Annotated in this window: 22 protein-coding genes; 9 read left to right on the top strand and 13 right to left on the bottom strand. The window is 71.6% G+C overall.

Going from position 1 to position 25772, the window contains the following annotated elements:
- Positions 1 to 13: 13 nt before the first annotated feature.
- From ACZ6EM_RS16930 to ACZ6EM_RS16940, 3 genes are all read right to left on the bottom strand, one after another.
- Positions 14 to 1033 carry a JmjC domain-containing protein gene (locus ACZ6EM_RS16930; protein ID WP_465772657.1) on the bottom strand — a complete coding sequence of 340 codons (1020 nt, stop codon included), beginning with the start codon at positions 1031 to 1033 and terminating at the stop codon, positions 14 to 16.
- 67 nt (positions 1034 to 1100) lie between these two features.
- The gene (locus tag ACZ6EM_RS16935) at positions 1101 to 2147 is read right to left on the bottom strand and encodes a cytochrome P450 (RefSeq protein WP_401049790.1); all 1047 of its coding nucleotides are present in this window, start codon (positions 2145 to 2147) and stop codon (positions 1101 to 1103) included.
- 553 nt (positions 2148 to 2700) lie between these two features.
- Positions 2701 to 4983 (bottom strand): M9 family metallopeptidase, encoded by a 2283-nt coding sequence (locus ACZ6EM_RS16940; RefSeq protein ID WP_465772658.1) that lies wholly within the window; start codon positions 4981 to 4983, stop codon positions 2701 to 2703.
- A 440-nt stretch (positions 4984 to 5423) separates the two neighbouring features.
- On the opposite strand from ACZ6EM_RS16940, the gene ACZ6EM_RS16945 reads away from it, so the two are divergent.
- Positions 5424 to 6026: a superoxide dismutase gene (locus ACZ6EM_RS16945; RefSeq protein ID WP_387751659.1), complete on the top strand. Its 603-nt coding sequence runs from the start codon at positions 5424 to 5426 to the stop codon at positions 6024 to 6026.
- Between the two features lie 249 nt (positions 6027 to 6275).
- Positions 6276 to 7307 (top strand): glycosyltransferase family 2 protein, encoded by a 1032-nt coding sequence (locus tag ACZ6EM_RS16950; RefSeq protein WP_465772659.1) that lies wholly within the window; start codon positions 6276 to 6278, stop codon positions 7305 to 7307.
- Positions 7308 to 7492: 185 nt separating this feature from the next.
- Here the strand turns inward: ACZ6EM_RS16950 and ACZ6EM_RS16955 are convergent, their stop codons facing one another.
- Together ACZ6EM_RS16955 and ACZ6EM_RS16960 are read right to left on the bottom strand one after the other, a co-directional pair.
- Positions 7493 to 8692, bottom strand: coding sequence for a methyltransferase domain-containing protein (locus ACZ6EM_RS16955; RefSeq protein WP_452178976.1), 1200 nt, complete (start codon positions 8690 to 8692; stop codon positions 7493 to 7495).
- A complete protein-coding gene (locus ACZ6EM_RS16960; protein ID WP_465772660.1) occupies positions 8689 to 8865 on the bottom strand; it encodes a hypothetical protein in 177 nt (58 codons plus the stop codon). The genes ACZ6EM_RS16955 and ACZ6EM_RS16960 overlap by 4 nt, the downstream gene beginning before the upstream one ends.
- A 311-nt stretch (positions 8866 to 9176) precedes the next feature.
- Here ACZ6EM_RS16960 and ACZ6EM_RS16965 point away from each other — a divergent pair, with 311 nt between their 5' ends.
- Both ACZ6EM_RS16965 and cyaB read left to right on the top strand, forming a co-directional pair.
- Positions 9177 to 10028 carry a helix-turn-helix domain-containing protein gene (locus ACZ6EM_RS16965; protein ID WP_401046203.1) on the top strand — a complete coding sequence of 284 codons (852 nt, stop codon included), beginning with the start codon at positions 9177 to 9179 and terminating at the stop codon, positions 10026 to 10028.
- Between the two features lie 14 nt (positions 10029 to 10042).
- On the top strand, positions 10043 to 10612 hold the full coding sequence (cyaB, locus tag ACZ6EM_RS16970; RefSeq protein ID WP_401046205.1) for a class IV adenylate cyclase: 570 nt from the start codon (positions 10043 to 10045) through the stop codon (positions 10610 to 10612).
- A 6-nt stretch (positions 10613 to 10618) separates the two neighbouring features.
- On the opposite strand, the gene ACZ6EM_RS16975 is transcribed toward cyaB, so the two are convergent.
- Positions 10619 to 11092: a hypothetical protein gene (locus ACZ6EM_RS16975; RefSeq protein ID WP_452178977.1), complete on the bottom strand. Its 474-nt coding sequence runs from the start codon at positions 11090 to 11092 to the stop codon at positions 10619 to 10621.
- A gap of 12 nt (positions 11093 to 11104) precedes the next feature.
- Positions 11105 to 12352: a helix-turn-helix domain-containing protein gene (locus ACZ6EM_RS16980; protein WP_465772662.1), complete on the bottom strand. Its 1248-nt coding sequence runs from the start codon at positions 12350 to 12352 to the stop codon at positions 11105 to 11107.
- Between the two features lie 173 nt (positions 12353 to 12525).
- On the opposite strand from ACZ6EM_RS16980, the gene ACZ6EM_RS16985 reads away from it, so the two are divergent.
- Complete coding sequence (locus tag ACZ6EM_RS16985; RefSeq protein ID WP_452178979.1) at positions 12526 to 13113, top strand: ATP-binding protein; 588 nt, start codon at positions 12526 to 12528, stop codon at positions 13111 to 13113.
- Here the strand turns inward: ACZ6EM_RS16985 and meaB are convergent.
- Genes meaB through ACZ6EM_RS17000 form a run of 3 tightly spaced genes read right to left on the bottom strand, consistent with a single transcriptional unit; the run spans position 13044 to position 18151 of the window.
- A complete protein-coding gene (gene meaB, locus ACZ6EM_RS16990; protein WP_401046216.1) occupies positions 13044 to 14030 on the bottom strand; it encodes a methylmalonyl Co-A mutase-associated GTPase MeaB in 987 nt (328 codons plus the stop codon). The genes ACZ6EM_RS16985 and meaB overlap by 70 nt on opposite strands.
- Positions 14031 to 14042: 12 nt before the next feature.
- Positions 14043 to 16256: a methylmalonyl-CoA mutase gene (scpA, locus tag ACZ6EM_RS16995; RefSeq protein ID WP_465772663.1), complete on the bottom strand. Its 2214-nt coding sequence runs from the start codon at positions 16254 to 16256 to the stop codon at positions 14043 to 14045.
- On the bottom strand, positions 16253 to 18151 hold the full coding sequence (locus ACZ6EM_RS17000) for a methylmalonyl-CoA mutase family protein (protein ID WP_465772664.1): 1899 nt from the start codon (positions 18149 to 18151) through the stop codon (positions 16253 to 16255). The genes scpA and ACZ6EM_RS17000 overlap by 4 nt, the downstream gene beginning before the upstream one ends.
- A 525-nt stretch (positions 18152 to 18676) precedes the next feature.
- Here ACZ6EM_RS17000 and ACZ6EM_RS17005 point away from each other — a divergent pair.
- Positions 18677 to 19762: a C40 family peptidase gene (locus ACZ6EM_RS17005; RefSeq protein WP_401051701.1), complete on the top strand. Its 1086-nt coding sequence runs from the start codon at positions 18677 to 18679 to the stop codon at positions 19760 to 19762.
- Positions 19763 to 19879: 117 nt separating this feature from the next.
- Here ACZ6EM_RS17005 and ACZ6EM_RS17010 read toward each other — a convergent pair whose 3' ends face one another.
- Positions 19880 to 20410 carry a MarR family winged helix-turn-helix transcriptional regulator gene (locus tag ACZ6EM_RS17010; RefSeq protein WP_401051704.1) on the bottom strand — a complete coding sequence of 177 codons (531 nt, stop codon included), beginning with the start codon at positions 20408 to 20410 and terminating at the stop codon, positions 19880 to 19882.
- A gap of 55 nt (positions 20411 to 20465) precedes the next feature.
- Between ACZ6EM_RS17010 and ACZ6EM_RS17015 the strand changes: the two genes are divergently transcribed.
- The 3 genes from ACZ6EM_RS17015 (at position 20466) to ACZ6EM_RS17025 (ending at position 24171) form a co-directional block, all read left to right on the top strand.
- The gene (locus ACZ6EM_RS17015) at positions 20466 to 21542 is read left to right on the top strand and encodes an ABC transporter substrate-binding protein (RefSeq protein ID WP_465772665.1); all 1077 of its coding nucleotides are present in this window, start codon (positions 20466 to 20468) and stop codon (positions 21540 to 21542) included.
- 116 nt (positions 21543 to 21658) lie between these two features.
- Positions 21659 to 23155 carry an APC family permease gene (locus tag ACZ6EM_RS17020; RefSeq protein WP_465772666.1) on the top strand — a complete coding sequence of 499 codons (1497 nt, stop codon included), beginning with the start codon at positions 21659 to 21661 and terminating at the stop codon, positions 23153 to 23155.
- Positions 23152 to 24171 (top strand): acetamidase/formamidase family protein, encoded by a 1020-nt coding sequence (locus ACZ6EM_RS17025; RefSeq protein ID WP_401051710.1) that lies wholly within the window; start codon positions 23152 to 23154, stop codon positions 24169 to 24171. The genes ACZ6EM_RS17020 and ACZ6EM_RS17025 overlap by 4 nt, the downstream gene beginning before the upstream one ends.
- A gap of 210 nt (positions 24172 to 24381) precedes the next feature.
- On the opposite strand, the gene ACZ6EM_RS17030 is transcribed toward ACZ6EM_RS17025, so the two are convergent.
- Complete coding sequence (locus ACZ6EM_RS17030; RefSeq protein WP_452178984.1) at positions 24382 to 25329, bottom strand: M56 family metallopeptidase; 948 nt, start codon at positions 25327 to 25329, stop codon at positions 24382 to 24384.
- A complete protein-coding gene (locus ACZ6EM_RS17035) occupies positions 25326 to 25697 on the bottom strand; it encodes a BlaI/MecI/CopY family transcriptional regulator (protein WP_359898734.1) in 372 nt (123 codons plus the stop codon). The genes ACZ6EM_RS17030 and ACZ6EM_RS17035 overlap by 4 nt, the downstream gene beginning before the upstream one ends.
- Positions 25698 to 25772 lie beyond the last annotated feature (75 nt).

The raw sequence follows: 25772 nt of genomic DNA on the forward strand, positions 1-25772 counted from the left end.
TCGCCGCCGTGGGCTACTCGGCGGCGCCGCGCAGCCGGCGCCAGGTGCGGTCGACGGAGGCGAGTCCGGTGCGTCCGTCGGCGGGTGCGCCGGACTCCCAGGTGCGGGCGGCCGCAGCGAGGGTCTCCACGGTCTCGGTCGGCGCCGCCGGCGCCTGGGTGGTGCCGGTCCGGGCGGCGCGGGCGGCGCGCAGGAGGTCCGCCGGCCCGAGCGCGTCGAGCCTCGCCCGGGCGTGGTCGAGCAGGGCGGCGCAGGCGTCGGTGATCGCGGCCTCGCCGAGCGGACGGGCAGGCAGGCCGAGGCCCTCGGCCAACTGCCCTTCCAGGGCGGTGCGCAGGTCCTGCACGGAGAGGTCGCGGACGGTCAGCGACAGGTGGGCGGACAGCCCCCCGGCGCCGACCGCCCGGTGCGCGAAGCCGCGCGGGATGTAGAGCACGCCGCCGGGTTCGAGCACGCCGTGCAGGCGCAGCGGGGAGCGCTCGTCCTCCGGGAGCTCGCCGAGCCGCCAGTCCGCCGCCGTCGGCGCGTCGTGGACGTACCAGGTCTTGCGCCCGGCGGCCTGGAGGACGAACACGTCGGCGTCGTCGCGGTGCACCGCGAGGCCCTGGCCGCCGGCCGGGGTGACGAAGAAGAAGGCCTCCACCCGCCGGTCGAGCTCCTCGGACAGCCGCGCCACCAGCTCGCCGGTCGGGCGGTGCCACTGGTCGACGCAGCGCAGCAGCAGCGTCGCCCCGCGGTGCAGCTGGGCGAGCACCTTCGCGCGGTCCGCGAAGCCGTGGTGCGTCGTGCCGTTGACGGTGCGCGAGGTGGTGAAGGCCTCGGGCGGGATGGTCACCTTGTCGGAGCGGACCATCTCCAGGTAGGGCGTGCGCAGCAGTCCGCCGTCGAAGGCGGCGTCCAGTTCGTCGAGGTCGAACGGCGCGGCCGGCGCCTCCGGGGCCTTCCGGGGGAAGAGCGCGGGCTCGCGCTGCCACTGGCGGGCGGTGAAGCCGTCGACGTCGCCGACCCAGTCGGCCAGTGTGGGCGATTCCATGGTGTGTCCCGTGGTGTCAGGGGTGTTCGGTGGCGCCGGGATGCCGGGATGCCGGGATGCCGGGGCGTCAGGCTTCGACCCGCGCCTCGAACCGTACGGAGAGCAGGGAGCGCAGCGGCACCTGCGCGTCCTGCTGCGGGCTGCGGACGACCAGCCGGTTGTCCAGGGCCGTGGTCAGCAGCTGCTCGGCCAGCGGCACGATCAGGTGCTTGGCCCAGCAGCGGGCGCCCTCGAAGCCGAAGGGCATGAACCCGGGCGTCTTCTCCGGGTCCGTGACGCCGTCCCAGCGCTCGGGGCGGAACTCCAGCGGGTCGGACCAGTAGTCCGGGTGGCGGTGCATCAGCAGCGGGAAGAGTGCGACGTCGTCCTCGGGCCGGATCTCGGGGTGGAGTTCGGTGTACGCCGCGCCGCCGTTGCGGTACAGCATCCAGGCGGGCGGCAGCAGGCGCAGCGTCTCCCAGAGGACATTGGTGAGGTCGGCGCGGTGCTCCGGCCGTCCCCGTTCCGGTCCCATCAGCCACAGGGCGTTGCCGGTCAGCGCGGCCACGCCGTCGCAGAGGGTGGCCGTCGCCCGCCGGTACATCGCGACGGCCTGCTTGCGCTCCAGCGGGTCGTCGGCGTCGCGGATCAGCCCGGCGAGTGCGGTGCGGCCGTCCTGGTCGGCGGAGCCGGGCCAGCGGGTCACGGCGCGGTCGACGAGCCGGGAGAGGGTGTCGGAGCGGGTGACGCCGCGCTTCCACAGCAGCGAGACCGGCAGCGGGTCGGCGGAGAACAGCCAGCGACGCAGGTAGGAGGTGCCGGCGTAGGGCCAGGAGCCGGACATGCCGCGCGCCGGCGGCGGGGGCTTGCGGATGCCCGCCATGGCGTCCTGCCCCAGTGCGCGGATGGTGCGCGTCGCGCTGTCGTGGGGGATGTCGGAGCCGGCGGCGGGCTTGTAGACCGAGCGCTCGTTGGAAAGGACGGGGCGGGCCGCGACGATTTCGGCCATCAGTCGGGAGTCCGAGACGCCGACCTTCGCCGGGTCGATCCGGAACACCTTCTCGTCCCTGGCCAGTAGCTCCTGAATCCTCGGGGCGAACACGATGGAATGGCTGCGCGCGGTTGCCGTCGCCATTTCTTCCACGGGAATCCGGCCTCCAATGCGAAATGGCTGGTCAGTGCGTTCGGTACGGCGCGCGGGGGAATCCCGGACGCGCCGTGGCGCCGGCGGGGGCACGGCCGACCCGGGCCCCCGCCAGCGGCTGGCCACGTTAGATAACGTGCAGCACCCACGCGTGGTTCGCGAGGTCGTCGTTCTTCTTGAACTTCTTGACGAGCGCCTTGACCATCTTCATGACTAACTCTCCATTCCGGGGATTGGTGGGTGCGGCGATAATGCCGAACCCGAGCCATCAGAACTATTCGACATTCCGTTGCCGGAGGCCGAACCGGTTGATCTGTTCATGGACACTAACCGAAACTTCGCCGTCCGGACACCCCCTCGACAGAGGAATATGCGATCTCTTACGGGGTGTTGACGATCTATTCGATGGTCGAATCGTTATAACCCGTGGATATTCGCGGCGGGGGAGGGGGACGGGAACGCGGAAGGGCCCCGCGAAGCCGCGGGGCCCTTCCGTGCGTACGGTGCGCGCGTACGGTGCGTACGGCGCCTGTGACGCGGTCGGTCAGTTGTAGGTCGTGGTGACGGTCACGCCGCCGAAGCCCTGCTGGGCGTAGAGGCTGAAGAAGACGTAACCGGCCGGCGGGTTGGTGATGGTCAGGGTCTCACCGTTGCCACTGGTGGTGGACTTGGCCGTGTAGGAGCCGGTGGTGGCCCAGGAGCCGGCGTTGTAGTAGAGGTCGGCGTTGCCGGTGCCCCCGCTGGTGGTGATGGTCAGCTGCTTCACGCCGGCCGGCAGGGTCAGGAAGCTGTAGCTGTAGTTCCCGGTGGTGGCGGCCACGTTGTCGCGGCGGCAGTTCTTGTCGAACTGCCGGGCGTCGGCGGCGGTGCACAGGGGGGCCTGGTTGGTGGGCAGCGATCCGCAGTTGTCGGCGCCGCACTGCTTGAGCCAGGTGGCGAAGTCGGCGTCGTACGAGGTGCCGATGGTGCTCTTCAGCAGGGTGCGGGCGCCGTTCCAGTCGCCGGCGCGGTACTTGGCGAGCAGCGCGTCGACGTCCTGCGGGTGCGACTGGAGCATGTAGCGGACGGCCAGGTAGCCCCAGTTGTAGACGCGGGTGGAGTCCGCGTTGTCGTAGGTGGTGTCGAACAGGGTGCTCAGGGTGTAGGTGCCCTTGGCGGCCTGGGCGACCGCGGCGTCGTAGTGCTCGCCGCGGTAGCTGTAGGAGACGTACTCGGCGAGGCCCTCGACCCACCAGATGGTCGGGGTGGTCATGCCGGCCTCGAAGTCGCCGTACATGTCGTAGCGGCCGTCGAGGTAGTGGGTGTACTCGTGGTTGAGGTTCCAGATCTGGAACTGGGGGCGCAGCCAGGAGGCCTCGTGGGCGATGAAGCGGGCCTGGTTGCCGGCCTTGGCCGGGTCGCCCTCCTCGTACATGCCGCCGTTGTCGACCTCGATCTTGTACATCTCCCACGCGTACAGGCTGTAGTTGTAGTAGTCGTCGAAGGCGACGACCTCAAGGCTGGTGTTGTTGTCGTTGGCGACCGGGCCGCCGTCCTTGACGATCTTGTGGAAGAACGCGTCCTGGTTGATCAGGCTGGCGCAGGTGTCGGCGAGCTGCTGCGCGGTCATGTCCTGGGCGCGGATGCGCAGGTTGGCGTTGCAGGTGTGGTCGACGGTGAGGACCAGCGGGACCAGCTTGGCCGGGATGTCACAGGTGCCGTAGAGGGAACAGTTGCCCACGTCCTTCTTCTCCGCGAACCAGAGCAGGTTCATGGTGAGCGGACCGGTGTTGCCGACCAGCGGGTAGCGGTTGATCAGATCCTTGAGGATCGGCCGGCCCTGGGCGCGCAGCGCGTCGTTGGCCACCAGGTTGCCGAGCTGGATGCCGATCTTGGTGACCAGGTCGCCGCCGTTGATCAGGTTGCTGTTGCGGGTGACGAAGGACGCCGCGGTGGTGGCGAAGGACGGGTCGGCCTGGAGGGCGGCGACGAACTCCGGCAGGTCGAAGCCGCGCTCGATGACGGTCTCGGTGTTGGCGACGGCGGTGGTCATCGCCGCGGGCCAGCTGCCGGTGTAGTCGTTCAGCAGCCGCTTGACGACGCCGGTGTAGCGGGCGTTCTCCTGGGCGCTGTCGATCAGGGTGACGGCCTCGGCGAGGGTGTCGCCGTTGGCGTCGGTGACGTCCTTGCTGTGCGGGGCGGCGTAGAAGGCGTCGAGCGCGCCGCGGATGGCGCTCTTGAGACCGTCGCCGTACGGGCCCACGACGTCCTTGTTGTTCCACTGCACGTAGTAGCCGGCGCGCAGGAAGAGCACCAGCTGCCCGGCGGAGGTGGAGTTGTCACCGGGGTAGGTGGCGGCGGTGTCGCGCAGGGCGTTGGCCACCGTGACCATCTGGGCCTCGTTGAAGGCGCCCTTGGCGTCGTTGCCGGCCAGCTGGAACAGCGTGTTGACGCAGTCGAGGCCGGACGACTTGACCTGCTGGACCAGCGCGGCACCGGACTTGCCGGTGAAGGCGGAGACGTCGCAGGCGGCCGCGGCCGAGAACTGCCGGGCCGACTTGCCGGCGCCGACGGAGCTGCCCGCCGTCGGGGCGGTGGCCTTGGCCCGCGGGTCCGAGGCGAGCGGGCGGGCGTCCTCGGGGGTGTCCGGGGACTTGGGCACGGGGATCGTGCGCGGCGCGGCCTTCCCGGCCGAGGAGGCGGGTGCGGCCGGGCTCCCGGCCGGCGCGGAGCCGGGGGTGCCGGCGGCCTGGGCGGCCGGCGCGAACAGGCCGAGCGAGAGGAGAAGGGCGGTGCCGAGCGCGGGCAGTCTGCGCGCGGCGTCCTTCGCTATCGAGGAGGGACGCATCTGTGGGGGCCTCCGGGGCCGTTGAGGGTGGGGGAGCCGTGCTGCGTGGGGCGCACGGGCCTTGCTGTGTGACATGTAAAATGGCACAACGGAGAACGCGGAGGGAAGCCCCGGGAAAGGATTACCGGGCGGCGAGACCGAAACGTTGTCAGGTCCGCCCCGGGTGCCGGGTCCGTGGAGGTTCCGGACCCGACCGGGAGTCGCGCGCGGGCCGGGGGCCGTACGGGCGTCAGGTCCGCATCACCCGTCGGGGGCCCGGTGTCGCCGCCGCCCCGCCGCAGTCACCCACCCTCTCGGCCGGCGCGCGAACGGCGGCCATTGTGCCCGACGGGGTGTGAGGAATAAGCAGGAGCCCATGCTTCGTTCTTGCAACTGATACGCAATAGTGTTGTCCCGGCACGATCACCACCGTTCAACCCGCCGAAAGGGGCCGTGTCCTGATGGGCACCTACACGCTTCCCGACCTGCCGTACGACTACTCCGCGCTGGAGCGGGCGATGTCGGCCGAGATCCTGGAGCTGCACCACTCCAAGCACCACGCCGCGTACGTCAAGGGCGCCAACGACACCCTCGACCAGCTGGCCGAGGCCCGCGACAAGGAGCAGTTCGGCGGCCTGGTCGGCCTGCAGAAGACCTTCGCGTTCCACCTGTCGGGCCACGTGCTGCACTCGCTGTTCTGGCAGAACCTCTCGCCCGAGGGCGGCGACCGCCCCGAGGGCGAACTGGCCGACGCCATCACCGAGCACTTCGGCAGCTTCGAGGCCTTCAAGAAGCAGCTCACCACCGCCACCACCGGCGTGCAGGGCTCCGGCTGGGGCATCCTGTCCTGGGAGCCGCTCGGTCAGCGCCTGATCGTCGAGCAGGTCTACGACCACCACGGCAACGTCGGCCAGAACACCACCCCGCTGCTCGCCTTCGACGCCTGGGAGCACGCCTACTACCTGCAGTACCGCAACGTCCGCCCGGACTACGTCACCCGCCTGTGGGACGTCGTCAACTGGCAGGACGTCTCGGACCGCTTCGCGGCCGTCAAGAGCGCCTGACCCGCATCAGGTGACGCAGGGCCCCGGACCGGTCGGGCGGTCCGGGGCCCTACCTCTAACGGGTGCTCATGTAAAGGGAGTTGACGGCGGCGGCGCTGCTACACTCCGCCGCAGGCTGGACGCCACCCGCCGTTCGCCTGCCGGTCGCGTGCGCTCCCTACGCTCGCTCGGACCACTGCCGGTGACCGGCCGGCAACGGCCTCCCGGCCCGTCCGCTGCTGCTGCCGCCGCTGAGCGAAAGGGCGCCCGATGGCCCCGCGTCTCTCCCTCGTCGTCCCGATCTACAACGTCGAGCGCTACCTCCAGGAGTGCCTGGACTCGATCGCGGCGCAGACCTTCGAGGACTTCGAGTGCGTCATGGTCGACGACGGCTCGACCGACGACGGCCCGGCCATCGCCAGGACGTACGCCGAGCGGGACCCGCGCTTCCGGCTGGTCCGCCAGGACAACCAGGGCCTCGGCGCCGCCCGCAACACCGGCTGGCGCCACCTCGCCCCGGGTACCGAGTACCTGGCCTTCGTCGACAGCGACGACACCCTGCCGCCGCACGCCTACCAGCTGATGATCGACACCCTGGACGGGACCGGCTCCGACTTCGCCGCCGGCAACGCCATGCGGCTGCGCACCACCGGCCTCAGCCCCTCCCACGCACACCGCCGCCCGTTCCACGAGACCCGGCTGCGCACCCACGTCAGCGAACTGCCCGCCCTGGTCACCGACCGCACCGCCTGGAACAAGGTCTACCGGCGCTCCTTCTTCGACGGCGCGGGCATCCTGTACCCCGAGGGCATCCTGTACGAGGACGCCCCGGTCAGCGTGCCCCACCACTTCCTCGCCGAACGCGTCGACGTCCTCACCGACCCGATCTACCACTGGCGCGTGCGCGAGGACGGCGACCTCTCCATCACCCAGAAGAAGACCGACCCGCGAGGCGTCGTCGACCGGGTCCGCTCGATGGAACTCGTCCGCGAGTGGCTCGTCGCCCGCCCCGAACCCGTCTTCGCCGACCACCTGCGCGCCTACGACCGCAACTGCCTGGTCGAGGAGATCCCGATGTTCTTCTGGACCGTCCCCGACGGCGACCGCGCCTACCGCGCCGCCTACCAGCAGCACGTCACCCGCCTCCTCCGGGCCATCGGCCCCGAGGCCCAGGCCGGCCTCAGCCCCCAGCTCCGCCTCAAGTACCGCCTCACCCAGGCCGACTCCATGCCCGCCTTCGTCGCCCTCCAACGCGCCCACCGCCTCGCCCGCCGCACCCGCCAGGCCGTCCGCCGGGGCTGAGCGGGACTTGTCTGCGACACGACGGCACGGCCTCCTTCGCGTTGCTCATTCGCGCAGTGTTGACGGGCGCGTACTCCTGACAGCCGGGCCGCTCGGCCCGGACCGAGCCTCCGGGCCGAGCCCGGACTCTCCGGAGAACGCGGAGCGCGGTGCCCCACGGACAGGTGGGGCACCGCGCTCCGGCGTCACGAGGGCCTTCCCAAGGGCCACCCGTTCGCCGGGTGGTCGAGCCAGGCGGTGTGCCCCTCGGGCGTGACGGTCAAGCCGAGCCGGTCCGGCCCGGGGCGGTCGTTGTCGAGCCACCACCGGTGAGCGGCTTCGACCTCTTCCCAGAGCCGGCGCGGGCCGTGCTGCCACACGGTGTAGTGCGCGGTGTTCTCGGCGCCGTCCCAGTCGACGGCCGCCCAGGAGTCGCCGTCGGTCGTGGCCACCCAGAGGCGGGTCGCCACGCCCTCGACCTCCGGGTCGTGGTGCCAGGCGTACCAGAGGTCGCCGAGGCGGTGGCCGAGGGCGAACTGCGTTTCGAAGGCGGAATCGGCGACGGCCCACGGGTCGAGGGTGGTCGTGGACTCCGTCGGTACGTGCTCGTCCAGGACGACGTCGCGGAAGAGGCGGAGGTCAAGGCGCTGGGTGCGCATCAGCATGAAAGCGCTGTCGGGGGAGTAGCGGCCGGTGGCCGTCCCGTCGTCGGCGACGGTCAGGCGGAGCAGCCCACCGTGACTCCAGTCGTCGCACCAGGGAGTGAGGACGACTCCGCCGGGCCTGCACTGGTTGATCCAGGAATAGGGAACCTCTCGCACCGAACAGGTGGCCATCACACGGTCGTACGGCGCGCCGGCGTCCCAGCCCTGGCTCCCGTCGCCACAGATCAAGGTCGGCGCGTAGCCGTTGGCCGTGAGGTTGGCACGGGCGAGTTCTGCGACATCCGGGTCGATCTCGATCGTGGTCACGTTGACGTCGCCCAGCCGGTGGGAGAGGAGCGCCGCGTTGAACCCCGTGCCGGTGCCGATTTCGAGGATTCTCATTCCTGGTTCGAGGCCGAGGAGTTCGAGCATCTGGAAGACGATCGACGGAGCAGAGGCCGAGGAGGACGGAAGGGCGTCGGACAGGTCGTCCACCTCCTGCCCGTCGTTGATCTGCGTCACCACGGGGCCGTCCGCGTAGGCGGCGGCGAACCACCGTTCGGGATCGTGCCCGCGATCGCAGAGCGCGAACTCGTCGCCGTCGCTGCTCAGCCAGATCCGGTCGGGAAGGAAACGGTGGCGCGGAGTCGCTTCGGCGGCTTTGCGCCACTCGGGGGCCATGTCATGGCCCAGGTGGTGGGAGACGGCCTGGAGCAGGCCGGCGGTGCCGACCTGCTCCAGGTTGTTCCGGCTGTCGGTCACTTGCGGTCGTCGTCCTTGCCCTTGCCGTGCTTGCTGTCGGACTTTCCGGACTGGTGGTCCTGGTTCTGCGGGGTGGTGTTGAAGTCCTTGTTGCCCGCGTGCTTGCCCTGACCGCCGTCGTTGGCACCGGTACCGCCGCCGGAGCTGCCGTCCTTACCGAGGCCCCATCCCATGGGATTCTCCTACCTGGTCGTGATGGTCGTCGTGGTGCTGCTGTCGGCCGGTCCGCTCACCGGCATGTCCGGCCCGGGCCCCGGCGGCGCGGGGGGACGCGGGGGCTTGGGAAACGGAGTGGTCATGCGCCTGATCCTGTCGTTCGTGGGGCTGGTGTGCCATGACCGTTGTGGGACAGCGGAGTTCGCCTCAGTGCCACTGGGGGCTCCTTGGCAGGTCACACATGAAGGATCGTGTCACTGAACGTGAGTGCCGATACCCAAGCGGTAATCTCACTGTGGGATGGATCGACTGACGAGAGGTTCGCCTCATGGGCACAGCACTCGAACCGATCAGGCTCGCTGACCTTGCCTGGCAGAACGAGCAGGTTCGGTGTGCCTTGGGGGATCGCGACGTGGCCGCCCTGTTCCGCTACGTGCAGCACCACAGCGGTGCGAGTCAGGCCCGATTGGCGGTCCAGGTGGGGATGACGCAAGGCCGGGTGAATGAGATCCTCAACGGCCGTCGGCTGGTGACGAAGTTGGACGTCTTCGAGCGAATCGCCGACGGGCTCAACCTTCCCGATGATGCGCGGCGACTCCTCGGGCTGGCGCCACGCTCGGACGGCCGACGTACACCCGGATCTGCCTTCGACCTGGCAGCCTTTCCCGAGATCGTCCGTGTGTACAGCGACCAGGCATCGGCGTCCGCCGAGATCCAACGGGCGGCGAGATCGGCAGCCGAACTGGACGTCCTGGCCGTACGCGGTCTTGGTCTCCTTGCCTTGCGGGACTCCTTGCTCCGCCAGCATCTGGACCGCGATGGTGGCCCGGCCCCCCGTCTACGGGTGCTGCTCCTTGATCCGGAATCGCCGGCCGCTGAGCGCCGAGCTGCCGAGATCGGAGAATCCACCGCCTCGCTCGCCGGGGGCATCCGACTCGCGGAAGCTCGACTTCGGGAGCTTTCCGACTGCGCGCGGGTCGAGGTGTACCTGTACCGGACGGTGCCGGTGTGGCGGGTCATCAGGCTGGATCGCACGCTCTTCGTGGGATCCTTCGACGCGGATTGGGAAGGACACCAGTCGGCAACCTACAAGGTGCTGCCCGCTCCGCACGGTCCCTTGTACCGGGGCTGGTGCCGGCAGTTCGATGCCATGGTGGACAGCGGTGAGCGTGTGATCTGACGGAGGGAGCTGGGATGGCGATCGAAGCGGAGCTCAAGGCGGTCGTGCGGGATCCGGAAGGCGTGCTCAAGCAGTTGGAGGAGCGGTACGGCATCGGCCGTGCCGAGGTCTACCGGGACACGTACTACGACGCGCCGGACGGCAGCCTGATGGGCGCCGACCGTGAGCTGCGGATCCGTACCGTGCACGGCCAGGACGACACCCGCACCGTGCTGACGTACAAGGGCGCCCGGGTGGACGAGGAGTCCGGGTCGAAGCCGGAGGCCGAGACCAGGGTCGAGGATGCCGCTGCGTTGCACGAGATCGTCCGGGGGCTGGGCTTCGTGCCGCGCATCGCGTTCGAGAAGCGTTGCCGCAACTACGAGTTCGGCCGTGGGGGCCGGCGGCTGCTCGCGACGCTCGTGCGCGTGCCCGAGCTGGGGGACGCCACGTTCATCGAGGTGGAGACCGCAGCCGTGGGCGAGGCCGATCTCGGATCGGCGCTCGCCGCGGTCCGTGCGGTGCTGGAGGAACTCGGCGTGGAGGAGGGGGACTTGACCACCGGGTTGTACACCGACGCCGTAGCGGCGGTCCGTCCCGCCTGACCGCCGCTACCGGTGCGCGCCCTTCGGCCAGAGCACCTCGACCGGCACGCCGCGCCGGCGAGCGTGTGCGACCACGTCCGCCGTGCCGCCCTGGCCGCGGGCCGGTAGGCCGTCCCAGACGGCGACGAGCTTGTCGATGTGGTCGATGAGGAGTTCACCGCCGGCCAGGTGGGCGGTCTCGTCGGACTCCAGGTGGCCGGTGCGGTGTACGGCGGTGGCAGAGTTGAACAGGCGGTCGTAGACGGGGTGATGCCGCGCCGGAAGCCCGTCCCGGTACTGGTCCGCCGGGACGATGACCTCCAGCCGTCCTCCGCGCTTGAGTGCGAGCTCCGCCAACCACGAGTCCGGCCCGTCCGCGATGCAGGACACGACGGTGAGGGTGGAGGGGTCCTCGCTCGGGAGGGCGTCTTCGAGGAGTTGCCGGACCTGCGCCTCCAGTTCGGCCGTCAGCCCTCGGTGCCCCGTGATCCCGATTCGCATAGCTGTCCTTTCCTAGAGGTAGACGCCGTGGAGACGGTCATCGAACTCCCTCACGACCTTGGGTAGCGAGGAGGTGCTGAGCGACCGTCGAAGTGCGCGGCTCCGCTCGATGATTCGCCCTGAACGGTACTGGAGGCCGGTCTTCAGAGCTTCTGCCGCGAGCGCAAATGCTGCTTCGATCTGCCCTGCGGCAAGCCGTCCTGCCGCGAGGTCCAGCATCAGGAGCGCACGCTGCTTCGCGTGACCAGTGGCGAGGGCAGGTCCAGCGCTGTCCGAGACCCACCTGGGGAGTCCGAGACTGGCGCCACATGCCACCCTGAAGCCGGCGACCTTGGCCTCATCGAACGTGAATACCCATGGCCAAGGCGGAGGTTGTCCGTGATTGCTGGCATTGGCACCAGCTCGGCTGAGCGTCAGTGCGCGGTCGCAACTGCGCTGATCGCCTGAGGCTGCGTGTCCGAGCGCCTCCACAGCTGACAGCCATGCGTCGGCAAGGGTGGGGGACTCGGGATCCAGGAATCCGCGGGCTCGCTTTGTGAGGCCGAGTGCTATGGCTCCATTGCCGGCGTGGGCCTCGAATTGCGCAAGGCTCCCCATCTGATAAGCGGCAAGGAGGGGATTCGCTCCCGACCGAGCGGCCTTGATGGCCGCTCCGTAGAACGAGCGTGCTGATCCGTTGTCTCCTGTGTCCCAGGCCAGCCAAGCAGCCAGGCTCGCTGCCTCGCTCGCGACGGCGGCGAGCCTGATCCGATGAGCATCGGTCGGGGCTGCACCAATGAGGCCCTGGATCAGCCGTAGATGTGGTCGGACAGCCTCCGCGAGCTCGCGGGAGAGCGTCGATCCGTCCAAGCGACGGTAGGACGTCGTGACAAGCCGAAGCGAGGAGGCCTGCTGCTCGGCCTTGTCTGCACAGTCGATGGCGGTGGCCAGCGCGGGCGATACGGCAACTGCTGCGGCCGCTCCGAAGAATTGACGCCTATCCACGCTCTCAGTTCCGATTCGTACTCGGGCCGGGGATTCGGCGAGTCCGAGGAGGGCTGCTGGGATTCCCAGGTGCTGCGAGACCCTCAGCAGGATGTCCATGGCGTAGGGGTGGGCGCCTCGTTTCTCCAGTCGGGAGATAGCCGACTGCGACATCCCGCACGTCCGGCCCAGCTGCGCCTGCGTCATGCGCTGGTGGGTTCGAGTCAGCTCGATGATCTTGCCGTAGTCCCTCGCCCGAGATGCTTCCCGGATGACCTCTGAATTCCAGTTCAACACTCCACCCAAGGCTACGAGCAATACCGCACCAACTGAAGAGGCCTGATGCGGTGCTCGCATATCCATATGCGAACACCGCATGATCGATGGTCTCATGATTGTGATGGATCGTTTACTGAACGTGAGGAATTGGCTGTGTGTCGGTGTCTCGGCGACTGTTGAGACACCGACGAGTGGCCATTCGCTGGCAGTTGTACGCCTGGCTGGCTTGGAGTGTGCACGTGGTGATCAGTCCATTGAGCAATGCCCGGTTTCCTGTCCCGATGGAGTGGGGGGAGCCGCCGGGGCCCGGCGCCGTGCCGGGGGCGCGGCGGTTGGTGGTGGCGATCGTGCGGGAGTGGGGCGTGTCGCTCTCCGAAGTCGCCCTTGAGGAACTTGAGTTGTGCGCGAGTGAGGTGATCGCCAACGCGTTGGTGCACACGGAGGACCGATGTGTCGTCACCGTCCTCCGGCGCGGCGGGCGGGTGCGGGTGGAGGTGGCCGACCGGGGTGTGGGGTTGCCGGGCCGGGAGTGCTCCGGGGAGGAGGCGACGAACGGGCGGGGTCTGCTGCTCGTGGAGGCGCTGGCGGCCGCGTGGGGGTGGCACCCGACGGCGACGGGCAAGGTGGTGTGGTTCGAGTACCCCGCAACGGACGAAGCGCCGTGCCCCACGCAGGGGTGGGGCACGGCGCTCGACTTGCACGCTCTGAGTCAGCCGAAGAAGGCGTCCAGGATCCGCTGCGCCGCCAGTCCCGCCGGAAGGGTGCCGGCGCGGACCTGAGTCTCCAACTCGGGGGTCAGGCGCCGCACTTCCGAATTCTCGTGCAACCGGGCGTAGAGCTGGTCGTGGACCATCGCCCAGACCCACTCGACCTGCTGTTCCCTGCGCTTCGCCGCCAGAGCCCCCGTCGCGTCCAGCACCTTGCGGTGCTGCTGCAGCCGCTCCCACAGGACGTCCAGGCCGGCGCCGTCGCGGCCGCTGCAGGTCAGTACGGGCGGCGTCCAGGCGGCGTCCGGCGGCTGCAGCAGCCGCAACGCGCCCGCGAGTTCGCGGGCGGCCGCCTTGGCGTCGGTCTCGTGCGGGCCGTCCGCCTTGTTGACGGCGATGACGTCCGCGAGCTCCAGCACGCCCTTCTTGATGCCCTGCAGCTGGTCGCCGGTCCGCGCGAGGCTGAGGAGGAGGAAGGTGTCGACCATACCCGCGACGGCGGTCTCGGACTGGCCCACGCCCACCGTCTCGATGAGCACCACGTCGTAGCCCGCCGCCTCCATCACCACCATGGACTCCCGGGTGGCCTTGGCGACCCCGCCGAGCGTCCCGGAGGTCGGGGACGGTCGGACGAATGCGGCAGGGTCGACGGCGAGGCGCTCCATCCGGGTCTTGTCGCCGAGGATGGAGCCGCCGGTCCGGCTGGACGTCGGGTCGACGGCGAGGACCGCGACCCGGTGGCCCTGACCCGTGAGCATGGTGCCGAAGGAGTCGATGAAGGTCGACTTGCCGACGCCGGGCACCCCGGTGATGCCCACCCGGACGGCGCCGCCCGCGTGCGGCAGCAGCCGCTGGAGCAGCTGCTGCGCGAGCACGCGGTGGTCGGGTCGGGAGGACTCGACGAGGGTGACGGCGCGCGCGATCCAGGCGCGCGAGCCGTCCAGGACACCCGTCACGTAGCTGTCGAGGTCGATCGTCCGCGGAGGCATGGGATCAGGCGATCACAGCTCGTGGCCGAGATCGGCCGCCAGGGACTTCAGCAGGTCGTACGCCGCGTCCGGGATGACCGTTCCCGGCGGGAAGACCGCCGCCGCGCCGGCCTCGTACAGGGCGTCGAAGTCCTGCGGCGGGATGACCCCGCCCACCACGATGGTGATGTCCTCCCGTCCCGCCGCCGCGAGTTCGGCGCGCAGCGCGGGCACCAGGGTCAGGTGCCCGGCGGCCAGCGACGACACGCCGACGATGTGGACGTCCGCCTCGACGGCCTGGCGGGCGACCTCGGCCGGGGTCTGGAACAGCGGGCCGACGTCCACCGTGAAGCCGAGGTCGGCGAAGGCGGTGGCGATCACCTTCTGGCCGCGGTCGTGGCCGTCCTGCCCCATCTTGGCGACCAGGATGCGCGGTCGGCGGCCCTCGGCCCGCTCGAACCGCTCGACCAGGTCGCGGGTGCGCTGGAGGGAGGCCGACGGGCCCGCTTCGTCTCGGTACACACCCGAGATGGTACGGATCTGGCCGGAGTGGCGGCCGTACACCTTCTCCAGGGCGTCCGAGATCTCGCCGACGGTGGCCTTGGCCCGGGCCGCGTTGACGGCCAGGTGCAGCAGGTTGCCGTCCAGCGAGCCGCCGCGCCGCGGACCGGCCTCGGCGGCCGCCGTCAGCGCGCGCAGCGCATCCTGGCACGCGGTCTCGTCGCGCTCCTCGCGCAGCCGGCGCAGCTTCTCGATCTGGCGGGCGCGCACCGAGGAGTTGTCGACCTTGAGCACGTCGATCTGCTCGTCGTTCTCCACCCGGTACTTGTTGACGCCGATCACCGGCTGGCGGCCGGAGTCGATCCGCGCCTGGGTGCGGGCGGCGGCCTCCTCGACGCGCAGCTTGGGGATGCCCGCGTCGATGGCCTTGGCCATGCCGCCGGCCGCCTCGACCTCCTGGATGTGCTCCCAGGCTCTCGCGGCGAGGTCGTGGGTCAGCTTCTCGACGTACGCGGAGCCTCCCCACGGGTCGATCACCCGGCAGGTGCCCGACTCCTGCTGGAGCAGCAGCTGGGTGTTGCGGGCGATGCGGGCGGAGAAGTCGGTGGGCAGGGCGAGTGCCTCGTCCAGGGCGTTGGTGTGCAGCGACTGGGTGTGGCCCTGGGTCGCCGCCATCGCCTCCACGCAGGTGCGGGTGACGTTGTTGAACACGTCCTGGGCGGTGAGCGACCAGCCCGAGGTCTGCGAATGGGTGCGCAGTGAAAGGGACTTGGGGTTCTTCGGGTCGAACTGCTTGACCAGCTTGGCCCACAGCAGCCGGGCCGCGCGCAGCTTGGCGACCTCCATGAAGAAGTTCATGCCGATCGCCCAGAAGAACGACAGCCGCGGCGCGAAGGCGTCCACGTCCAGGCCCACGTCCAGGCCCGCGCGCAGGTACTCCACGCCGTCGGCGAGGGTGTAGGCGAGCTCCAGGTCGGCCGTCGCACCGGCCTCCTGGATGTGGTAGCCGGAGATGGAGATCGAGTTGTACCGGGGCATCTTCTGCGAGGTGTACGCGAAGATGTCCGAGATGATCCGCATCGACGGCTGCGGCGGGTAGATGTAGGTGTTGCGGACCATGAACTCCTTGAGGATGTCGTTCTGGATGGTCCCCGCGAGCTTCTCGGGCGGTACGCCCTGCTCCTCGGCCGCGACGATGTACAGCGCGAGGACCGGCAGCACGGCGCCGTTCATGGTCATCGACACGGACATCTTGTCCAGCGGGATGCCGTCGAACAGCTGGCGCATGTCGTAGATCGAGTCGATGGCGACGCCCGCCATGCCGACGTCGCCGGTGACGCGCGGGTGGTCGCTGTCGTAGCCGCGGTGGGTCGGCAGGTCGAAGGCGACCGACAGGCCCTTCTGGCCGGCCGCGAGGTTGCGGCGGTAGAAGGCGTTGGACTCCTCGGCGGTGGAGAAGCCCGCGTACTGGCGGACGGTCCAGGGCTGGTTGACGTACATGGTCGGGTAGGGCCCGCGCAGGTACGGGGCGATGCCCGGGTAGGTCTCCAGGAAGTCCAGGCCGGCCAGGTCGGCGCCGGTGTACAACGGCTTGACGCCGATGCCCTCGGGGGTGTCCCAGAGCAGCTCGTCGACGTCCTTGCCGGTGGACTGCCGCCAGGCGGCCTGCCACTGGTCGTCACTGACGGCGCCGTCGGCGGTGCCCGCGCCGCCGTCCAGCCCGATGCCGGTGAAGTCGGGGATCATCGGGCCGCCACCTTGGTCTCGTCGGTGCCGTCCGCACCGGTGATCTGGTCGAGGAGGGAGGTCAGGACGGCAATCGCGTCGCCCCCCGCGAAGATGAACTCGTCCACTCCGGAGGGGAGTTCGCCGAGCCGTCCGGCGAGCAGCACCCGCCTGGCGCCGGCCGCCTTGAGCGCCTCGGCCACGGGCGAGGCGTGCTCGGCGTACAGCGCGTCGCTGGAGCAGAGGCAGGCGACGGTGGCGCCGGAGGCCCGGAACGCCTCGGCGAAGGCCGCCGGGTCGACGGACTCGGCCGAGGCCGTCGCGATGCCGCCCGCCTGGAACAGGTTGGCGGCGAAGGTGGTGCGCGCGGTGTGCGCGGAGGCGTTGCCGATCGAGGCGAGGAAGAGGGCCGGGCGGGCGCCGTCGACGGCGACCCGGGCGTCCGAGCGGTCCCGCAGCGCCTCGTAGGCCTCGGCGCGGCGCACCCGCGGCAGCCCGCCGCCGGGCGCGGCCGGGGCCGGTTCGCGGACCAGCGGCTGCTCGTCCAGGTGCGGGAACTCGCTGACGCCGGTGATCGGTTCGCGCCGCTTGGCGAGCCGCACGGACCGCTCCGCCCAGGTCGCGGCGATCCGCTCGCCGATGAGGCCGGCCTCCAGGGCGGCGCGCAGGCCGCCGGCCCGCTCGATCTCCTGGAACCAGGCCCAGGCGGCCCGCGCGAGCTCCTCGGTCAGCTGCTCGACGTACCAGGAGCCGCCGGCCGGGTCGATCACCCGGGCCAGGTGGGACTCCTCCAGCAGGATCGCCTGGGTGTTGCGGGCGATCCGGCGGGCGAAGGCGTCCGGCAGGCCGAGCGCGCTGTCGAAGGGCAGCACGGTGACGGAGTCGGCGCCGCCGACCCCGGCGGCCAGGCAGGCGATGGTGGTGCGCAGCATGTTCACCCACGGGTCGCGGGCGGTCATCATCACCCGGGAGGTGACGGCGTGCTGACGCTGCGCCGAGGCCGCCGCGCCGGCCCCCGAGACCTCGGCGACCCGGGCCCAGAGGCGGCGCGCGGCACGGAACTTGGCGATGCCGAGGAACTGGTCGCCGTCCGCGGCGTAGCGGAATTCCAGCTGGCCGAGCGCGTCGTCCACGGAGAGCCCGGCGGCGGTCAGCGCGCGCAGGTAGGCGACGCCGGTGGCCAGGGAGCAGCCCAGCTCCTGGGCGGGGGAGGCGCCGGCCTCGTGGTACGGGAGGGCGTCCACGGTGAGCGCGCGCAGGCCGGGGTACCCGGCGGCGCAGCGGGCGGCCAGCGTCGTGGCCTCGGCGAGCAGCGTCCCGGTGCGGGCGCTCTGACCGGTGCGCGCCTGGAGGCCGAGCGGGTCGGCGCCGAGGTTGCCGGCGGCGGCGCCGGGGGAGACCTCGCGCTCCTCGTACAGCCGGAACAACTGCTCGGCGGCGTCGGTGAATTCGGGTCCGGCGTCGAGCGCCACGGCGGCCAGGTCCAGGTACACCCCGGTCAGTGCCTCGGGCAGGGCGTCCACCGGGAGGCCCGCGCCGCCGAGTTCCAGCCAGAGCGAGCTCACGCCGTGCTCCAGGTCGGCCAGCACGGCCTCGTTGGTGCGCCGGCGGTCCGGGTCGGCGTGCCGCTGGCGGACGCCCCACCCGGCCACGGCGGAGCCCTGCGGCCGGCTGCCGCGCACGAACGGCGGGAAGCCCGGGTAGCCCGGGGCGGCGGCGGTGTCCTCGGCGGTGTACAGCGGGTGGGCGCTCAGCCCGTCCTGGAGCCGGGTGGTGAGCGCCTGCTCGGCGGCGGGGCCGTCCTCGGGCTCGGCACCGGACTTGCGCAGCACGCCCTGGACGAGCTGCTGCCACTGCTCACGGTGCGCGGCCGGGAACTCGGCTGCGAGGGGGAGCCCTTCGGGCGGGACCTTCATGTGCGCAGGTTAGCGCCCGTTCGCAGGGCCGCAGGAGGGGGATTCCGTGTGACCTTTCCCTCGATCGGGCCGATTTCGGGCACTCGCCGGGACGGGGAGTGTCATGGGGTGTCGGCGCAGGTGACACCAGGGGCGGGAGGGGGTGTCGTGACGGGGAGCAACCGGGGAGCAACCGGGGAACGGCCGGGGAACGGCCGGGGAGCGGAGGGGCGGGGAGGGGTGGCGGCGGCGGTCGGTGGCCGCGGCGGGCGGGGTGGTCCCGGGCCGTCGTCGGCGAGCGGCGGCGTCCGAGGTCAACGCCGATGGCACGGAACGCGATCGATGTCCCGTCATGCCGTCAAATCGTCATGATCAGGGGGATTGCGGAACCCGGGCCCTCATCTATTAAGTTACTTCGAAGAAGGTGGGCGGGGCAGCACCCCCCCGTTGCTCGCCCTGCCCGCCTTCGCTGTCCCCGGTCCCGGCCGAGCCGTCCCCCGCCCCGTCCGGACCGTCCCCAGATTCCCCCGAAGGAGGGCGACCGTCATGGGAAAGCGTCGCAAGCCCAACCCGCCGAGCCGGGCCCGCATGGCGGTCCTCACCACGGCCATGGCGGCCGGCGGCGCGGTCCTCGCCTCCGGCACCGCCCACGCCGAGCCGACCCCGAGCCTCGCCTCCGTCAAGGAACAGGTCGACCAGCTCAACGAGGACGCCGAGCAGGCGATCGAGAAGTTCAACGGCTTCCAGGAGAAGCAGCAGAAGCTCCAGGGCGAGGCCAACCTGATCCAGGAGAAGGTCGCCCGCGGCCAGGAGGCGATGAACGAGCTGCGGACCCGGCTCGGCGCGGTCGCCGCCGACCAGTACCGTACCAACGGCATCGACGCGTCGGTCCAGCTGATGCTCGACTCCGACCCGTCCGCCTACCTGGAGCGCGCCGCGGTGCAGAGCCAGGTCTCCGAATCCCAGGCGAACCTGCTCAAGCAGGCCCAGGACGAGCAGCGCAAGCTCGACCAGGACCGCGCCGAGGCCACCGCCACCCTGGCCGCGCTCGACTCGGTGGGCACGCAGCTGGCGGAGCAGAAGAAGGACATCCAGGGCAAGCTGGCCCAGGCCCAGGCGATGCTGAACAAGCTCAGTGCCGAGGACCGCGCCAAGATCAACGCCCAGCAGAACGCCGAGAAGGCCAAGGCCGAGGCCCAGCAGGCCGCCACCGCGGCCGCCAAGGACCGCGCCTCCCGCTCCGCCGACCGCCCGGACATGAACGCCCCGGTGCCGGCGGCCAGCGGCCGGGCCGCGACCATCATCGCCTTCGCCCAGGCCCAGCTCGGCAAGCCCTACGGCTGGAGCATGACCGGCCCCAACAGCTTCGACTGCTCCGGCCTCACCGGCGCCGCCTACCGCGCGGCGGGTGTCAAGCTCTCCCGGATCTCCCAGGACCAGTGGAACGACGGCCCGCACGTCGACCGGGCCAACCTCCAGCCCGGCGACCTGGTCTTCTTCTACGACGACATCCACCACGTCGGCCTGTACATCGGCGACGGCAAGATGATCCACGCCCCGCGCACGGGCAAGAACATCGAGGTCCTGCCGATCTCCGCGATGCCGTACAAGGGCGCCGTCCGCCCGGCCTGACCGCGCGCCACCACCGGCCCGTTCCCGCTTCGGCGGGGGCGGGCCGTCGTCGTTGCGCGGGCATCGGCCGGGACGGGCCGCCGCCGTCGTGGCGGCGCCGGTCGGGGGACGGGCCGGTCAGAGCGCGGCGAGCCGCTGCAGCAGGTGCGCCGGGTCGGTGAGGCCGCAGGCCCGGCGGACGGCGGCGTCATGGGCGGCGGCGAGGGCGTCGAGGCGGGTCAGCCGGGTGCGGCCCTGGCGGGAGAGGTGGGCGGTGATCCGGCGGCGGTCCTGGTCGTCCTGGCGCCGGTAGACCCAGCCGGAGTCGCACAGCGAGTCCACCAGCCGGCTCAGGCTCGCCTGCGGGATCAGCAGGGCCTGGGCCAGCTCTCCCATCGCGTGCCCCCGGCCGTCCGCGAGGGCGCGCAGCAGCCGCCACTGGTCGACGGTGCAGTCCTCCTCGGCCAGGGCGGCGGCGAGGCCGCCGGAGAGCCGGCGGTGGGCCAGCGTCACCAGCTCGACCAGCAGCGGCTCGGGGGCGGCGGGACGGTCGCCCGGGGACTCACTCGTGGACGCGCCCGCGGACTCACCCGGGGACCGGTTCGCGGCCGGGCCGACGGGATCACCAGGACGGGCGTCGATCCCCGGCGCGGCACCAGCTGCGGTCATCGGACGCTCCCTCTCCGGCCTTTCCCGATATCGGCGGTACGACGATACTCGCACCGTGAGCGTCGAGGTGAGCTTGATCGATCCGCTCGACGCGCTGCACTCGGTACGGGAGGGGGCGGCGCTTCGGGTGGGCCTCGTCGTGCCGCAGTCCGGCCCGCTCGGTCTCACCGGCCCGTCCGCGCTGGACGGGGCGCTGCTCGCCGCGCACGAGGTCAACGCGGCCGGCGGTGTCCGGGGCCGCCCGCTGGAGCTGGTGCTGGTGGACGGCGGCGGAGCGCCGGGCCGGGTCGCCGGCGAGGTACGGCGGCTGCTGGACGCCGGGGCGCTGGACGCGCTCGCCGGGTGCCACACCAGCGATGTGCACCGGGCGGTGGAGAGTGTCGCCGCGGGCCGCATCGCGTACCTCTTCACCCCGCCGCACGAGGGCGGCTCCCGGCTGCCCGGCGTGCTCTGCACCGGCATCGACCCGTACCGTCAACTCGGGTCAGCAGTACGCGAGGTGACGATTCGTCACAGAATTCGCCGCTGGGCGCTGATCGGCAACGACTACATCTGGCCGCGCGCCGTCCACCGGGCCGCCGAGGGTCTCGCGGCGCGGGCCGGTGCCCGGGTGGTGCTGGAGCGGCGGGTCCCGTTCGGGGCGGTCGAGGAGATGCTCGACCCGCTGCTGGACGCGCTGCGCGCCGCCCGCGCGGACGCCCTGCTGCTCAGCCTGATCGGGCGTGACCTGGTGCACTTCAACCGGGCGCTGCGGCGCAGCGGGCTGGACCGCACGCTGGTGCGGCTCTCCGGCGCCCTGGAGGAGAACGGCCTGCTCGCGCTCGGCGGCGACGACACCGGGACGCTCTATGCCGCGATGCCCTCCTTCGCGACGCTGGTGGAGGAGTGCCGGCAGAGCCTCGCCGAGCGGCACCGGGCGCTGTGCGGCCCGTGGGCGCCGGTCCTGGACGCCTACGCGGTGGGGCTGTACGAGGGTCTGCACCTGCTCGCCGACCTGGCGGCCCGCGGGGCGCTGGCCCCGGACGGTCTGCTGGCGGCGGCCGGCCGGCTGCTGCGCCGCGAGGGTGCGGGCCGGGCGCGGATCCACCTCGCCCGGGCCGAGGGCCTCGGCTTCGCGGTGCTGCCGCACTGACTGCGGGTGCCTCCTTCCCGTCAGGTGGAATGCCGCGGCAAAACCCTTCCATCTGGAAATAGTTGCCTCTACAGTCTCCCCACACACCCGCAGGGTCGTCACGGAGAGAGAGCACCATGGCCGACACACCCGCGCCCCAGGGCATCGAGAGCTACGGCTACCAGCAGGAACTGCGCCGATCGCTCGGCTTCACCGACCTGCTCGTCTACGGGCTGGTGTTCATGGTGCCGATCGCACCGTTCGGCATCTTCGGCGGCGTCTTCCAGGGCTCCGGCGGCATGGTCGCCCTGGCCTACGTCCTCGGCATGGCGGCGATGATGTTCACCGCCCTGTCGTACGCCCAGATGTCCCGGGCCTTCCCGATGGCCGGCTCGGTCTACACCTACGCGGGCCGCGGCATCGCCGCCCCGGTCGGCTTCCTGTCCGGCTGGATGATCCTGCTCGACTACGTGCTGGTGCCCGGACTGCTCTACCTGATCGCCGGCGTGGCCATGAACTCGCTGGTGCCGTCCATCCCGGTCTGGCTCTGGCTGATCGGCTTCGTGCTGCTCAACACCGTGGTCAACTACCTCGGCATCGAGACCACCAACCGGGTCAACAAGGCGATGCTGATCGGCGAACTCGTCGTGCTGGCCCTGTTCGTGGTGGTCGGGGTCATCGCCCTGGCCAACGGCAAGGGCCGGGGCTTCGACTTCACCCCGCTGTACGACCCGCACACCTTCTCGTGGAGCCTGGCCTTCGGGGCGGTCTCGATCGCGGTGCTCAGCTTCCTGGGCTTCGACGGCATCTCCACCCTCTCGGAGGAGAACCGCGACTCCGCCAAGGCCATCGGCCGGTCCATGGTCGCCGCACTGCTGCTCGCGGGCACACTGTTCATCGTGCAGACCTGGGTCGCCTCGCTGCTGGTCGCCGACCCCGACGCGCTGATCCGGGACGGCGACCCGAACGGCACCGCCTTCTACGACGCGGCCCGCACCGCCGCCGGCGGCTGGCTCGCCACGCTGACCGCCGCCTCCACCGCCGTGGCCTGGGGCTTCGCCAACTCGCTGGTCGCCCAGGCGGCCACCTCCCGGCTGCTGTACGCGATGGCCCGCGACCGCCAGCTGCCCGCCTTCCTGGCCCGGATCCACCCCACCCGCCGGGTGCCGGTCAACGCGACCCTGCTGACCGCCGGGATCTCGCTGGTGCTCGGCCTCTTCACGGCCTCGCGCGAGGACGGCATCACCCTGCTCAGCACCCTGGTCAACTTCGGGGCGCTGACCACCTTCCTGGTCCTGCACGTCGCCGTGGTCGTCCACTACCTCGTCCGCAGGCGCAGCAAGGACTACTGGCGGCACCTGATCGCCCCGGCGCTCGGCTTCGCGATCCTCGCGTACGTGGTCGTCAACGCCAACATCGCGGCCCAGCGGCTCGGTTTCGTCTGGCTGCTCGTCGGCGGGATCGTGCTCGCCGGGCTGACGGCGACCGGGCGCAAGCCCCGGCTGGCCGTCGCCGAGGCCGAGTCCACCACCGACGGTGCCGCCGCCCGCACCGAGGCCGCCACGAACGACGCCGCCACCGACGGTGCCGCCGCCACCGCCGCCGCCCCGAACACCGCCAAGGAGAAGCAGTGAGCCTGCCCGAGATCGTCCAGCTGAACCCGACCCCGGAGGACTACGCCTACACCTTCGGCGGCCGAGCCCCGCTGGTCACCGTCCGGCCCGGCACCGTCATCGAGCTGACCACCGAGGACTGCTTCGGCGGCAAGGTGCGCGGCACCGGCGACCTGCCCAGCCAGGTGTGCGTCTTCCCCTACCTCAATCCGGTCGCCGGCCCGATCGCGGTGGCCGGCGCCGAGCCCGGGGACGTCCTCGCGGTGCACTTCGTGGAGATCACCCCGGCCCGGGAGTACGGCATCTCCAGCACCTTCCCGCACTTCGGCGCGCTGACCGCGACCCACTCCACCGCGATGCTCCACCCGCCCCTGGAGGAGCGGGTCTGGGTCTACGACCTGGACGTCAAGTCGGGCGTCTGCCGGTTCCGGGCCCGCACCGGCGACTTCACGGTGGACCTGCCGCTCGACCCCATGCACGGCACGGTCGGCGTCGCCCCGGCGGCCGGCGAGGTGCTGGCCTCCATCACCCCGGGCGCGCACGGCGGCAACCTGGACACCCCCGAGATGCGGGCCGGCACCACCGCCTACTTCCGGGTCAACGCCGAGGGCGGCCTGCTCGCCCTCGGCGACGGCCACGCCCGCCAGGGCGAGGGCGAGGTCTGCGGCACGGCGGTGGAGGCGGCGATGCGCACCACCGTGATCGTCGACCTGATCAAGGGCGGCGGCCCGGCCTGGCCCCGGCTGGAGAACGACGACTTCCTGATCAGCACCGGCTCGGCCCGTCCGCTGGAGGACGCGTTCCGGATCAGCCAGCACGACCTGGTCGGCTGGACCGGCGAACTGCTCGGCCTCGACCAGCTCGACGCCTACCAGCTGGTCAGTCAGGCCGGGCTGGCTCCGGCGGCGAACGTCTGCGACACCAACTACACGATGGTCGCCAAGCTGCCGAAGAACCTGCTCGGCCGGGCCCGCGCCTACCACGGGCTGCACGACCGCCTGCGCGAGACCGCCGGGGCGTACCTGCGGCACCGGTAGCGGCGCCCCGCCGGTCCGGGTCCGCGGATCCGGACGCATCGGCCCGGACGTGCCGGTCCGGACGTGCGGGCCCGGACGCACGACGTCGACCCGTGGGTTCGCCCGCGTGGGTCAAAGTCCCGGCAAATCCCGCGGACCCCCACCCCGCCCCCACCCGGGGCCCGTCGGCACCCCCACGCCGACGGGCCCGCGGGGGCGCCCCGGGGTGTCTCAGGGGTGCGGCGCGCAGACCAGCAGGTACGGGAGCAGCGGCAGCACCGGCACCCCGAACCGCCAGACCGGCCGGCGCCGTCCGATCCCCGGCCGGGCCAGCCGCCGGACTCGGGCGAGCACCCCGGTGGACGCCACCCCCAGGGCCCCGCCGGACTCGGCCCCGGCCCCGGACTCGGCCCCGGACTCGGCCGCGGCGGCCGGAGCCGGGCCGCTGGTCGCCAACGCGCACAGGGCGGACGCCAGTTCGTCGCGCGACGCCCGCTCCAGCGCCGCGTCGTCCGCCGCCATCTCCAGCAGCAGCGCCACCTCGGAGCGCCCCAGCCGGGCCAGCGGCAGCGGCCCGAGCAGCAGCGCGAAGGTGTCGGCCGGCAGCCGGAACAGGTGGTGGCGGCCGCGGATGTGCCCGTGCTCGTGGGCGACGGCCGCCGCGAGCTGCCGCTCGTCCAGCAGCCGCAGCGCCCCGCGCGACAGCACCACCCGGGAGCGGCGCCCGGGCAGGCAGTAGACGGTCGGCCGGCCGTGCTCCAGCACCAGCGCGTCCCAGCGCCGGTCCGGTACGCCGACCACGTCCAGTACCGCCCGATGCCGTCGCCGGTCCCGTCCGGTGCGCAGACCGACGGCCGTCACCAGGGCGGCGAACAGGGCCGCGCCGACGGTGAGCAGCCACCAGTCGTGGGTGTGCGGCAGGCCGGGCCCGGCCGGTTCGCCGTGCGGGGGGCGCCCGAACAGGCCGAACAGGCCGAGCAGGCCGGCCGGCCGGTGGGCGAAGGGCTCCACCGCGTGGTGCGCGGTGAGCAGCAGGGCCACCGTGAACGAGGCCATCAGGGCGAGCCAGAGCGCCGCGCCCGTCGCCGGACGGGCCTGGAGCCGGACGGAGCCGGCCAGCCGGCGGGGCAGCAGGACGCCGGTCACCAGCAGCTGGAGGCAGAGCACCGCGAGGGTCACTCAGGGCCCCGGGACTTCACCTGTTCGAGGGCGGCGAGCAGGGCCGAGGCCTCGTCCCCGCTGATCCGGTCGACGAAGTGGAGCAGGGCGCCCGCCCGGTCGGGGGTGGTCTCCAGCGCCTGGTGCATCAGCCGGGCGGTGTACTCCTCGCGGGTGCAGGTCGGTTCGTACACCCAGGCGCGGCCGACCTTGTCGCGGCGCAGCCAGCCCTTGGTGTGCAGGATGTCCGCGACCGTGGTGACGGTGGTGTAGGCGACCGCCCGCTCCCGCTGGAGGTCGTCCACCACCTCGCGCACCGTGGCGGGCCGGCCCCAGGACCAGAACCGGTCCATGATCTCGGCCTCCAGATCGCCGAAGCCCCGTAGCACCGCCCTCTTCTCCCTCGCCGAGCCGACCACCGGCGCCTTTCGCCCGCCGGAACGCGGCCCATGGTACGGCGAGCG

The organism is Kitasatospora sp. NPDC041917 (assembly GCF_055589745.1).